The organism is Emticicia soli (assembly GCF_037860775.1).
GTDB classification, from domain to species: Bacteria; Bacteroidota; Bacteroidia; order Cytophagales; family Spirosomataceae; genus Emticicia; species Emticicia soli.
The window spans coordinates 236242-248792 of the sequence record NZ_JBBEWC010000006.1 but is presented as its reverse complement, the minus strand read 5'-3'; the positions used below and the strand labels follow the sequence as shown (position 1 = coordinate 248792).

Annotated in this window: 11 protein-coding genes; 10 read left to right on the top strand and 1 reads right to left on the bottom strand. The window is 39.9% G+C overall.

The window, feature by feature from the left end; translation table 11 throughout:
- Positions 1–30 precede the first annotated feature (30 nt).
- The 4 genes from rbsK (at position 31) to odhB (ending at position 6690) form a co-directional block, all read left to right on the top strand.
- Positions 31–951, top strand: coding sequence for a ribokinase (gene rbsK, locus WAE64_RS11180; protein WP_340236466.1), 921 nt, complete (start codon positions 31–33; stop codon positions 949–951).
- A 49-nt stretch (positions 952–1000) separates the two neighbouring features.
- Positions 1001–1909: a PorP/SprF family type IX secretion system membrane protein gene (locus WAE64_RS11175; protein WP_340236463.1), complete on the top strand. Its 909-nt coding sequence runs from the start codon at positions 1001–1003 to the stop codon at positions 1907–1909.
- Between the two features lie 320 nt (positions 1910–2229).
- Positions 2230–5034, top strand: coding sequence for a 2-oxoglutarate dehydrogenase E1 component (locus WAE64_RS11170; protein WP_340236462.1), 2805 nt, complete (start codon positions 2230–2232; stop codon positions 5032–5034).
- A 66-nt stretch (positions 5035–5100) separates the two neighbouring features.
- Complete coding sequence (gene odhB, locus WAE64_RS11165) at positions 5101–6690, top strand: 2-oxoglutarate dehydrogenase complex dihydrolipoyllysine-residue succinyltransferase (RefSeq protein WP_340236460.1); 1590 nt, start codon at positions 5101–5103, stop codon at positions 6688–6690.
- Between the two features lie 70 nt (positions 6691–6760).
- On the opposite strand, the gene WAE64_RS11160 is transcribed toward odhB, so the two are convergent.
- Entirely contained in the window at positions 6761–8101 is a 1341-nt protein-coding gene (locus WAE64_RS11160; RefSeq protein WP_340236459.1) for a hypothetical protein, read from the bottom strand.
- 103 nt (positions 8102–8204) lie between these two features.
- On the opposite strand from WAE64_RS11160, the gene WAE64_RS11155 reads away from it, so the two are divergent.
- The 6 genes from WAE64_RS11155 (at position 8205) to WAE64_RS11130 (ending at position 12480) form a co-directional block, all read left to right on the top strand.
- Entirely contained in the window at positions 8205–9017 is an 813-nt protein-coding gene (locus tag WAE64_RS11155) for a hypothetical protein (RefSeq protein WP_340236457.1), read from the top strand.
- A 77-nt stretch (positions 9018–9094) separates the two neighbouring features.
- On the top strand, positions 9095–9748 hold the full coding sequence (locus WAE64_RS11150; protein ID WP_340236455.1) for a hypothetical protein: 654 nt from the start codon (positions 9095–9097) through the stop codon (positions 9746–9748).
- A gap of 15 nt (positions 9749–9763) precedes the next feature.
- Complete coding sequence (locus tag WAE64_RS11145) at positions 9764–10879, top strand: sensor histidine kinase (RefSeq protein WP_340236453.1); 1116 nt, start codon at positions 9764–9766, stop codon at positions 10877–10879.
- Between the two features lie 67 nt (positions 10880–10946).
- Entirely contained in the window at positions 10947–11576 is a 630-nt protein-coding gene (locus WAE64_RS11140; RefSeq protein WP_340236452.1) for a response regulator, read from the top strand.
- 86 nt (positions 11577–11662) lie between these two features.
- Positions 11663–12049, top strand: coding sequence for a LytR/AlgR family response regulator transcription factor (locus tag WAE64_RS11135; protein WP_340236451.1), 387 nt, complete (start codon positions 11663–11665; stop codon positions 12047–12049).
- Between the two features lie 38 nt (positions 12050–12087).
- A complete protein-coding gene (locus tag WAE64_RS11130) occupies positions 12088–12480 on the top strand; it encodes a hypothetical protein (RefSeq protein WP_340236450.1) in 393 nt (130 codons plus the stop codon).
- Positions 12481–12551: the final 71 nt, after the last annotated feature.

The window sequence follows — 12551 nt, the reverse complement described above, 5'->3', positions numbered from 1 at the left end:
ATGAATCAACAATCCACAAATTTTTATGTTATGTCAAAAATAGTAGTAATAGGTAGTTCGAACACCGACATGGTGGTAAAAACCAGCCGTTTCCCGAAACCCGGCGAAACTATTCTAGGCGGTACATTCTTTATGTTTGCCGGTGGCAAAGGTGCTAATCAGGCGGTAGCTGCGGCCCGTACGGGTGGCAATGTTGTATTTGTTGGCAAAGTTGGCAACGATATTTTTGGTAAACAGGCCATTGAGGGCTTTCAGAAAGAAAAAATCAATACAGATTATATAAGCATAGATACTGAAAAAGCCTCTGGTACGGCCTTGATTATTGTAAACGAGGCCGGAGAAAACAACATTGTGGTGGCATCAGGCTCAAACGATACCCTTTCGGAAGAAGATATTCTGAAAGCATCGGCCGAAATAGAAAATGCCGAGGTTTTATTAATGCAACTCGAGATTCCACTTAAAAGTGTGGCTTTCGCCGCCAAAGAGGGCATCAAAGCCCAAACCCGGGTTATTCTGAACCCTGCACCTGCACAAGAACTGCCGAAAGAAATTTATCCGAATCTATACCTCATTACACCCAATGAAACCGAGGCCGAATTGCTGACAGGCGTTAAAGTAAGCAATGATGACGCCATCAGAGAGGCGGCGCAGGTCTTAATAGATAGGGGCGTTGATAATGTAATTATTACCCTAGGCGCAAGAGGGGCTTATTTTCAGAACGAATATCACTCGTTTTTTGTAGATGCACCAATGGTAGAAGCTATTGACTCCACAGCGGCCGGAGATGTTTTTAATGGTACGCTTGCCGTGGCTCTGGCCAATAAGCAAGACTGGAAGTCGGCTATTGAATTGGCTTGTAAGGCGGCATCTCTTTCGGTAACACGCATGGGGGCACAGGCCTCGGCACCATTTTTAAGCGAAATTTCATGCTCTTCTGATTTCTACTTTTGATTTTGGTTTTATTTTTGTTGCTTTGACAATTGAAATTATACGCACAAGCATGATGAGAAAATATCTACTAATGCTACTTTTACCTATTGCTACAATGGTTAAGGGGCAGACTGTTTTAGAAGACCAGTTTCAGTTTAATTTTTTAGCCTTAAATCCGGCCATGACCGGAGCGAGAGAGACCTTCAGCCTTAACGGGATGTTTGGTAATCAATTTAATGGTACGCTTCGCCCACAACAGGTATATCAGCTTTTTTCGATGGATGGTTCTATTCAAGAGGGGCGAGGTGGCCTTGGTTTACAGGCATATAACAGTAATATTGTTGGTTTTAACAATGCCGGGGCTAAAATTTCGTATGCTTACCGCCAAAAATTCGGTGATGTTTTCTCGGTAGCTCTTGGTGCTGACGCAGGTTTTATTTACCAACCAACTATCTTATCAGGAGTAGGTCTCAAGCAGATGTTTCCTTATGCAGGTTTGGGAGGTTTGTTCTCTACCGACCAATTTTTTGTGAGTGTATCAAAACCTGTGTTATTTATCAGCGACTCCGGGCCATTTAATAGCAAAAAGCCTTTATATACCATGATAGGTTTTTCGTTGGGTGATGTAGAAAACATGATGCTGAATCTGAGCGGAACGATGGAATCGAACAAAGATGCAAAGGCTAATTTTTTCATCACTGCTAAAGTATGGTTTAAGCAAAAAGCAGGCTTTGGTATAATATATCGCTCTGAAAACTCGCTTGGAGGTAGCGGGAAAATAAATAAAGCTGTACCGATGGTTGAGTTTCAGCTTGGTGAAAGTTTCCGTTTAGGTGGTTCTTATGATTTTAAGCCACTAGCATATCCGAATAATGCTTCAACCGGAGCTTTCCAGCAGAGAGGAATTTTCCAGTTATACCTTAGATACGAATTTATACGTGATGATATGAATACAAATAATCGTATGAAATACTATTAAAATGAAGTCCCTCTCAGTAAAGAGGGATTTTTGTTTATCCTTAAGCAAAGTTTTAACTATTGGCCAGAAAAAAAGTCAAACACAAAAAGGATTTTTAAGGAAAACTAATTTTTCTGGTTTTCTTTCAGCCAATAGACAATGATTTTAGTAAAAAAATTGTTATTTTATTGAATACCTATCTGTAACTTTGCAAAGTTTTGATAAGCGAAGTTTTGTAGAACTAAAAAACTACCGATTTTCGCCGAACAGGGCAGGTTTTCATCGTTTTACGACTAACTATTATCGTTCCCCAACGAGCTTTATAATTTTTAAAACTTTCAATGGATCAATTCTCGTACATCGCTAATGCAGACGTAGCCGCATTGGACGCTATTTACCAACAATACAAACAAAACCCAGATTCGGTTGACGAAAGCTGGCAAAATTTCTTTAAGGGTTTTGAGTTTAGCCAAACTTATAATAATAACGGGCATTCGAATAGTAATAATGGCACTGCGGCTTCTCCGGCTAAAGCACCAATTAGTACACCGGCCAGTGCTGAACACACACGCAAAGAAATGGAAGTTGTTCACTTAATAAGAGGCTACCGCTCTCGTGGACACTTACTTTCAAAAATAAATCCTATTGGTCCAAGAAAAGACAGCAAACCAATGCTCGACCTGAAAGATTTTAATCTTTCAGAAGCAGACTTAGATACAGTTTTTGAAGCAGGGGTTGAGGTTTTTGGTGAGGCTGCTACGCTAGGTAAGATAGTAGACGCCTTAACAAAGGTTTATCTTGGTAAAATCGGTTTCGAATATCTGTTTATCAGAGACCGCCAGGCAAAGAGCTGGTTGCGTAAGAAGATTGAACAAGAGTATCTGAACTTTGAGCCTACTCGTGAGCATAAATTACGCATTTTTGAGAAACTTAACGAGGCGGTTAATTTTGAGAATTTCTTGCATACTAAATTCTTAGGCAAAAAACGTTTCTCGCTCGAAGGCGGAGAATCAACCATTCCGGCTTTAGATACAGCCATCAATCGTGGAGCAGAACTTGGGGTAGAAGAGGTAGTGATTGGTATGGCTCACCGTGGACGTTTGAATATTCTGACCAATATTTTACAAAAACCATACGAGCAGGTTTTCAATGAGTTTGAAGAAAACGTACAGTTGGATGCTTATACCGATGGTGACGTAAAATACCACATGGGTTACTCGAGCCAGGTAGAAACACCTGAAGGCAAACGGGTAAGCTTGAAACTAATGGCTAACCCATCTCACCTTGAGGCGGTTAATCCGGTAGTTGTGGGTTATGCACGTGCCAGAGCCGATGCACATTATGATAAAGCGGCCGTGAAACCAAACCACCGTGACGATATTTATGATAAAATTCTGCCTATCATCATTCATGGTGATGCCGCTATTGCAGGGCAGGGCATTGTGTATGAGGTAACGCAGATGTCGAATCTGCCGGGTTATTATACAGGTGGTACAATCCACTTTGTAATCAACAATCAGGTTGGTTTCACTACCGATTTTGAAGATGCCCGCTCATCTATCTACTGTACTGATATTGCCAAAATTATTGATGCCCCTATCTTCCACGTAAATGGCGATGACCCAGAGGCAGTAGTTTATGCAATGAAAATAGCAACCGAATTCCGTCAGGAGTTCAACCGTGATGTGTTCGTAAACATGATTTGTTACCGTAAATACGGCCACAACGAATCTGACGAGCCACGTATGACCCAACCAACCATGTATAAAGTGATTGATAATCACCCAAATACAAGAGAAATATATTTGCAGGAGCTAATGGAGCGTGGAGATGCAGATGCAAAATTCTCGGAAGAGCTGAAAAAAGAATTTGAAGGTGAATTGCAAGACCTATTGGCAAAAGTAAAACAAAAACAATTGCCATATCAGAAACCGAAACTTGAGGAAGACTGGGAGAAATTACGCCGTTCAGTTCCTGAAGATTTCGAGCAATCGCCGGTAACTGGTATTGCTTTAGCTGAAATCGAAAAAATAGGTAAAGCGCTATCAACTGTACCACAAGGTTTTAAACCTTTAAAACAGATTGAGAAAGTATTAGAAGAAAGACGTGCCATTTTTGCCCAAGAAAAACCTTTCAACTGGTCGGTTGGAGAATTAATGGCTTATGGTGCTATCTTAGACGAAGGCAAAGTAGTACGTATTACAGGGCAAGATGTACAACGTGGTACATTTACTCACCGCCATGCAGTATTGCACGATGCCGACACCAATCAATTGTATACCAACCTTGCACACATTGACGAAAAACAAGGCAAGTTCGAAATCTATAACTCGCTTCTTTCTGAATATGGTGTAATGGGCTTCGAGTATGGCTACTCAATGGCTAACCCAAATGCATTGGTTATCTGGGAGGCACAGTTCGGAGATTTCTCTAACGGTGCGCAAATCATGATTGACCAGTTCATCGCAGCGTCAGAGTCAAAATGGAACAGCATGAATGGTTTGGTGTTATTGTTACCGCATGGTTATGAAGGCCAGGGCCCAGAGCACTCAAATGCACGCCCTGAACGTTATTTGCAATTGGCTGCCGAGTACAACATGTATGTTTGTGTGTGCACAACGCCTGCCAATATCTTCCATATGTTGCGCCGCCAGGTGGCATTGCCATTCCGTAAGCCTTGTATTCATATGTCGCCAAAATCAATGTTAAGACACCCGTTGGCGGTATCAAAAGCAGAAGATTTTGCAGAGGGCACTCGCTTTATGGAAACAATCGGTGATGAATACGCCGACCCTAAAAAGGTGAAAAGAGTGTTGTTGTGTAGCGGTAAAGTATATTATGATTTGTTAGACAAACAACAAAAAGATAAACGTACCGACGTGGCTATTATTCGTGTAGAGCAATTGCATCCATTCCCGGCTAAACAAGTAGAGGCACATCTGGCTAAATACAAAAAACCTGAGGTAATATGGGTACAGGAAGAACCTGAAAATATGGGCTACTGGTCTTTTGTATTAAGAGAATTCCCTCAAATTGGTGTTCATAACGTAATCGCCCGTAAATCTAGTGCTTCTCCGGCAACTGGTTATACCAAGATTCACGCAAAAGAGCAGGCCGATATTGTAGAGAAGGCGTTTGATAAATAAGAACCCAACCAACAGATAATTAATAAATTATATCGATATCAATAACTTAGCAATAAAAAACAAGTTATGGCAATAGAAATGAAAGTCCCTTCGGTGGGCGAATCAGTAAGCGAAGTAACAATCGCTTCATGGGTAAAAAAAGATGGAGACTTTGTAAAAATGGACGAAGTAATCTGTGAATTAGAGTCAGATAAAGCCACCTTTGAACTTCCTGCAGAAGCCGACGGTATTTTAAGAATTGTAGCGGCCGAAGGTACAACTCTACCTATCGGAGCTTTGATTTGTAAAATTGAACCAGCAACCGATAAACCACAGGACTCAACTCCGGCTCCTGAGCCAGCACCTGCGCCAAAAGAAGAGCCAAAAGCATCTTCGGCCGAGCCAGCTCCAGCAGCTAGCAGCCAGCCAGCACCAGCAGCCGATGCCAAAACCATCGATGTAGTAGTGCCTGCAGTAGGAGAGTCTATTACAGAAGTAACCATTGCTTCATGGAGCAAAAAAGATGGCGATACTGTGAAAATGGACGAGGTGATTTGCGAACTTGAATCTGATAAAGCTACTTTTGAGCTACCATCGCCGGAAAACGGTGTAATTACTATTGTTGCCAAAGCAGGTGATGTAGTGCCAATTGGTGGTGTAGTAGCAAAAATAGCAGTAGGTGCTGCGGCAAACACTGCCCCTGCAGCAACGCCAGAAAAACCTGCGGCAACTCAAGAAAAAGCATCGTCAGGTAATAACTATGCAGCTGGGCATCCATCGCCTGTAGCAGCAAAAGTTTTAGCCGAAAAAGGTATCGACCCGGCAACTGTACAAGGTACAGGGGTAGGTGGCCGTATCATGAAAGAAGATGCTTTGAAAGCTAACGCTACACCAGCACCGCAAGCTACAACGCCAAGCACACCAACGCCTGCGCCTAAAGCTCCGGCAAGTGCGCCAGTTGCATCGGGTGTAGAAGGTAGGATTTCTCGTAGAGAAAAAATGACCAGCCTGCGCAAAACCATTGCACGACGCTTGGTAGCAGTGAAACAAGAAACAGCCATGCTTACAACTTTCAATGAAGTGGATATGAAGCCAATCATGGATTTGAGAGCTAAGTATAAAGATAAATTCAAAGAGGTTCATGGCGTAGGCTTAGGCTTTATGTCGTTCTTTACCAAAGCTTGTGCTATTGCCCTGAAAGAATACCCTGTGGTAAACGCATATATCGATGGCGATGAAATTGTGTATAACGATTACGCCGATATAGCCATTGCAGTATCAGCACCACGTGGTTTGGTTGTTCCGGTTATCAGAAATGCCGAGCAGCTAAGTTTTGCAGGTGTAGAAGCAGAGGTAGTAAGATTAGCAGGTAAAGCAAGAGATAATAAACTGACGATTGAAGAAATGACCGGAGGTACTTTCACTATCACCAATGGTGGTATCTTTGGCTCAATGCTTTCAACGCCTATTATCAATGCGCCTCAATCGGCTATTTTAGGTATGCACAATATTGTAGAAAGAGCAGTAGTAGTAAATGGCGAAATAGTTGTTCGTCCTATTATGTACGTTGCCCTTAGCTACGACCACCGCACTATCGACGGTAAAGATTCGGTTAGCTTCCTGGTAAGAGTAAAACAATTATTAGAAGACCCGGCAAGAATCTTGTTAGGTGTGTAATTGAGCATCAAATAATATACAAAAGCCTTGAATACAGCTGTATTCAAGGCTTTTTGGTTATTTAGTATCATCACAATGCTTCAGTAGTACCAGAAGAAAAGAAACTAATACCTACGCCATTAATAATATTAAGCTCTGTCTCTTGCCTAAGCCTCACTTTGATTTCATCTACCGAAAGTTTCATATTTTCCTGATTAGAGCGTATTGAATCTTGCATCTCTTTTATTTTACGCGCAACAAATGCCGATGCCGCTGAGCTTTGAGAAAAAAAGCCTTCGTGCGTTTGTACATAAAAGTCTATTGCATTGCCACTATCAAAATTACTATCGAATTGCCATCTATTATCTATTTTTTTTACAGCACCAACCACAATAGCACTACTCGCTAAAGATGGGTAATTCTGACTGCTAAGATTTTGACCTCTATTGCCCGAGCACAATACAACACTTACTTTTTTAGTAGCCAAATACGCTATCATATCATTAATTGCTATATTATAAGAGCATGGGTAATCAATACTTGCGGTATCAATGCTCTCATTGAGCAATACAACATCTCCGGCTTTTAACTTACCTGTTTTTAACTCTGAAAAAAGGCTTAGAAAAGATAAATAGTAGTTTGACTCAGTACCAAAATCTCCAATCGGATAAATAGAATCACAGATTTTATAAGAATTTCCGATATTCATATATTCTCTGGTTTTCTTTGTATGGCATAAATGTGGTTCACAGTCAGGATTATAGCAGCTATTTGTTTTCCACTTACATTTTTTTGTAATATGATAAACGTTGGCGAGTTTAAAAATACTAGAAAAAGTAACAAGATTAATGGTTTGTTGGTTGACTAATGGGGCGGGTAAAGGAGTATTCAGGTTGCGGAATTGCCTGACCAATGGTATTTGTTCTTGGATAGGGTTAATAGTAGGCTCTAAGTATTGCAAAGGTATCGGAAACAAACTTTCAAGCATTGGCCTAACCTGTGTAAGATTCAACCGCATCCAATCTTCATTCCCATTTCCTCCACCAATAGAGCCAATTACCGCATGATTTCTAAATATTGTCAACAGATTATTAGAGGTGTAATTTACAGATATGTCACTTTTAAAATACTTCCAATAAACATAAAACTTGAAATCAAGCTTATTTTGGTTAATCAGCTTTAGCATTCTTTCACTAAGCTTCTCCCTAGTCCCAGGAAAAACAGCTTCTGTTTCCAAAAACTCTTTAAAAAGCCATGTTAGTGGATATTTAGTATCTGCACTAGTTCTTACCCTTGAATGTATTTGTCTGAATTCTTCAGGGTAAAAATTTCGTATTGCATCCAAATCTTCTTCCGATATATAATCTAAGTATTGGCCTATGTCTGCAAGTTTCAGTTTGACCAAATCTCCGTCTTTTAAATTCTCTAGCATAGTGTTGACCTTTAAATAGAAAGATAATTTGAAATAAGGAAATAAATTATGGAATACCTTATTTTTAGAATGATTTCTATTTTAAGGTAAAAAAACAATAATAATGGAACCAAACACTATTTACACCCCCGAAGAATTATGTGAAATTCTTCGAGCAGACTGGACTGTTGCTAACTCTATTCGTTTACCTATTTTTGCTCAAAAAAACTTCATGGATACCTTTGTGTTACGTGAGCCCAGCAAAAACGTATTTGTCAAATTTTTTAAATCTTTTCTGGTAAATCGTAATGGTTGTGTACCAACAAGGTCGGTACTTGAGTGCATAAAGACACTCAAACCAAGAGATTTCCAAATTGATGTGAAACGGGAGCAACTCATAAAATTGCTTGAGTATTTTAAAGAAAAAAACTGTCTGGCCGTTAAGATTTGCTTCGGTTTAGATAAGCCTCTGAGCCAGAATGGCAGAATTCAACTCATCTTAAGTGGAAACTTCTGTGATACAGGAAATTATGAAACAACACAGGATAATCCATACAGAAATGCCGAAGGTGAAATTGAATATTTTCTTAACTTTTCGAACAAAAAAATATCGCAGGAGCAATTTAAGAATTATCATCAGACACTTTTTGGCGAAATTACCAATCCTGACGAGGGTGTTGTGGCAGGATATTTAATAAGTACAGATACTTTCTTATCTTTATTAAAAAAAGAAGCGTACTTTGGTAATGCCCGTACCATTCGTTTTGCGCTGGCAATGAATAAATTTACCACAGGCCGAGACCAAAGCAGGCAGCAGATATTGATGTTGAAAATCAAATCGCCTCAGATTAAGAATTATTATATGTGGTTATTTGATAGAAATCATGTGGAGTGCGATACCTTGGACTGTCCGCCACGAATGGGTTGTACGGTTTAAGCAGCAACAAAAGTAAAATAGTAAACTCCTGGCTTGGCATTAGAAAAGACACCTAACAGCGCATAATTTTTTAAATAATGAGTATTTATGAGATTCTGGATTACTTATATCTGTTTTTCTTTGGATTTATATTTGTGCCCTTAGGAGTAGGGCTTTTTCGTTGGAAGAGTTTAAACCTCGCTGGCCGGATAGCGATGGGCTTTCTGGCCAGCGTTTTAGTAATAGAAGTACTTAAAGATACTTTGTCGGTGTTTCATATACGCAACCACTTTATGTATTATCCGCATACGGTGTTTGTTTTTGCCTTTAGTACCTGTTTTTTTTATAAAATGGCGGGGCCTAACGTAGTGCTTAAAAAATGGCTTATATACACTTATGTAGCCATTATACTTTTCTTGCCGCTTGAAGTTTGGGTTATTTCGGGTTTTAACCAGATTAACACCATTACACAAACACTTTCGTATCTGAATATGATTGGCGTATCAGGTTATTTTTTAAAAGAGCTCTTGCTTAATAAACGAAGTTCCGTGCTTTCGCAAGACTATCGGTTCTGGTTTTGTGCGGCGTTTTTTACCCTAAGTTTGTTTTCGGTAATAACAAGTTTCTTTAAAAAGCAATTCATTGAAAGTTCGCTAGATTTGTATTACTTTTTCGATATGCTGACGGTTATTGGTGGTGCAACGGCTTTTATTTTATTTGCCATTGGTTTTATTGTAACGCCGAAGAAATAATGAATTAAGATGCGGATGTCTCACTACAAAAAGAACCTACTACACTTTTTTTGTTTCTTTCTATACCTCAATGCCAATGCACAAGAGCGCATCAGCATTGAACGCATTGTTGTGCTCGAAAACAAAAACGATTTTCAGAATCCTACAAAAAAAGAGCAGATAAAGCCTATTAATAGTACAATTAGCCTCGATTATTCGCAAAACTCGCTCATTATTTATTTCAGCCCAACTACAAGTGCCCGATACCTGTATCAATTAAAGAACTTTAGCTATCGGCAGTTTGAAACAAAAAACAACCATATTCTTTTTACAAATCTTCCTAATGGCGAGTATGAACTAAGCATTACAGATGCAGCGAATACCAATGTTGAAGCCGCCTATCTGAAAATCGTTGTCGAGTCGCCAATATGGCTTCGCTGGTGGTTTTTGCCTATGATGTTCTGCTATGCCATTATCCTTATTGCTATTCTGCTTTACTTTTTGTTTCAATACCGTTTACGCCAGCAGATACGCACACAACTTATCAGAGATAATATAGCCCGAGACCTGCACGACGACATGGGGAGTTACCTGAGTAGTATCAGTATCTTGAGCCAGAATGTCGAAAAAATGATTGAAAAAGACCCTGAAAAAGCCCATTCTTCACTAAAGAAAATCGGCGAAACAGCTCGGTATGTAATGGATACGATGGGCGATATTGTCTGGAGTGTAAACCCTAACTATGATTCTATCGACCAGATTATTAACCGTATGCACGATTTTAGCAATGAATTGTTCTTTAATCAGGAGGTGCTGGTGAATATCGAAGCCCGAGATGCTGTGAGAAAACTGAATCTGTCGCTTGAAAAGAAAAGAGATTTCTTTCTGATTTTTAAAGAAGCCCTTAACAATATCTATAAATATGCCGATGCCTCAACCGTTAATGTTCATCTTGATTATGCCGAAAATAAAATAAGGCTTTCAATAACAGACAATGGAAAAGGATTTGACACCGAAAGTCTTTCTGAAAACAGAACCAGCGGGGGTAATGGCCTTAAAAATATGAAGGCAAGAGCCGAAAAACTCAATGGTACTTTTAAAATTACAAGTCAACTGGGTAGTGGTACACAAATTTTAGTAGAGTTTGAATAGGGCGTATCCCATATTTTGGGGATATTGGTGTGCGTACCGATACAGTAATTTTACGCAATTAAAAATCATGATGGCGATAAAAACAATTATTTACGAAGACAACAACATGCTAAGAGAAGCCCTTTCTTTCTTGATTGAAGGAACAGAGGGTTTTGAGCTGGTAGGTTCTTTTGATAATTGCATAGAGGTACTTGCGCAAGTAAAAAAAAACGAACCCGATGTAATATTAATGGACATTGACCTGCCCGGCATGAGTGGTATTGAAGCCGTGAGAAGCATTAAGAAGCGTTTTTCGTATGTTGATGTACTGATGCTTACCGTCTTTGACGACGATGAACGTGTATTTGAATCAATTAAGGCAGGGGCAACAGGCTATTTACTAAAGAAAACCTCACCCGCACGTATTTTAGAGGCTATCAGAGAAGTATTTGAGGGTGGTGCACCCATGAGCCCTTCTATTGCCAGAAGGGTAATGCAGAATCTGCACGAAAGACCAAGTACTGTGGCCGAAATAAGCCAGTTGAGTAAGCGTGAACTAGAAGTGCTACGGCACTTGGTAGAAGGTAAAAGCTACAAAATGGTGGCTGATAGCTGCGGCATAACCATAGAAACCGTGCGCACACACATCAAACGTATCTACGAAAAACTACAGGTGCACTCTGTAACTGAGGCAGTTGCGAAGTATAACAAGCGTTAAAACATAGCTTGTTCTATCCCATATTTTCGGTATTTTCTCCCAAAAAAAATAGCAGCAATTTTGGCATATCTAAAAAGATACGCCCAATGAAATATTACAATGCCCAACTCCCCCAAACTGAGAAAGTTGCTCAGAACCTGTTTATTCTTATAAAAACCGAAAGAGTAGAGATAAAGCCTGAGGAAATAATATATATGCAGGCTGATATTAATTACACTACTTTCGTTACGCTCAACAGGCGTTTTACTACAGCATTTCACCTGGGGTTTTTCGAAAAATCCTTAGAAACACACCCTTATCTTATCCGAATCAGCAAATCTTTTATTGTAAACATCAACTATCTGAAAGATTTGAGCTGGCATAAAGTAGCAAAAGAAGCCCGCTTGCTTGATGGCACCAGTTTGCCCATTTCAAGGCGAAGAGCCAAAGAACTGAAAAGTGTTCTGTGGCAGAAGCTCAATTTCAGTGCCTGATTAATTTAAGCCAAACCCAATTCTTAATTACCATATCAATGAAAAAATATCTCAGATTCTTGCTGACACTCTTGGTGTTAGGCACTATTGCCTGCAAGAAAAAAACAGTTGAAGCCGACCCTTACGCTTTTCTGCATGGTAGTTGGCAATATGCCAATGGCGCCGAGTGTATCTACGAGCCCGCTACTAAATCGGCCAAAGGCACTAAAGTGCCGAATAACAACGCCAGCTTCAAATTTGTAGTTGGCGAAGCCTATTGGAAAAACGTGGTTTCGACAGGAACTGATAAATGGGAGTATGAACAAATAGTAAGGTTTAGCGACGGCACAACCGTAGAATACCGCAAAAGTACAATGTCTAAAAAAGACGAAAATACTTTGACTATAAACACTCCGGGCCTTAGCGATTCATCGCTGAAGCGGATTAAGTAAGTGTTATTGGCCAGAGCAGAAGACTTAGTTTGTGTGCACATACCAAAGCTGTGGTATGCTAAAATCAAATG

Coding starts and splice junctions, on each gene's coding strand:
- rbsK (WP_340236466.1), top strand. CDS start 31: ATGTCAAAAATAGTAGTAATAGGTAGTTCGAACACCGACATGGTGGTA.
- WAE64_RS11175 (WP_340236463.1), top strand. CDS start 1,001: ATGATGAGAAAATATCTACTAATGCTACTTTTACCTATTGCTACAATG.
- WAE64_RS11170 (WP_340236462.1), top strand. CDS start 2,230: ATGGATCAATTCTCGTACATCGCTAATGCAGACGTAGCCGCATTGGAC.
- odhB (WP_340236460.1), top strand. CDS start 5,101: ATGGCAATAGAAATGAAAGTCCCTTCGGTGGGCGAATCAGTAAGCGAA.
- WAE64_RS11160 (WP_340236459.1), bottom strand. CDS start 8,101: ATGCTAGAGAATTTAAAAGACGGAGATTTGGTCAAACTGAAACTTGCA.
- WAE64_RS11155 (WP_340236457.1), top strand. CDS start 8,205: ATGGAACCAAACACTATTTACACCCCCGAAGAATTATGTGAAATTCTT.
- WAE64_RS11150 (WP_340236455.1), top strand. CDS start 9,095: ATGAGTATTTATGAGATTCTGGATTACTTATATCTGTTTTTCTTTGGA.
- WAE64_RS11145 (WP_340236453.1), top strand. CDS start 9,764: ATGTCTCACTACAAAAAGAACCTACTACACTTTTTTTGTTTCTTTCTA.
- WAE64_RS11140 (WP_340236452.1), top strand. CDS start 10,947: ATGATGGCGATAAAAACAATTATTTACGAAGACAACAACATGCTAAGA.
- WAE64_RS11135 (WP_340236451.1), top strand. CDS start 11,663: ATGAAATATTACAATGCCCAACTCCCCCAAACTGAGAAAGTTGCTCAG.
- WAE64_RS11130 (WP_340236450.1), top strand. CDS start 12,088: ATGAAAAAATATCTCAGATTCTTGCTGACACTCTTGGTGTTAGGCACT.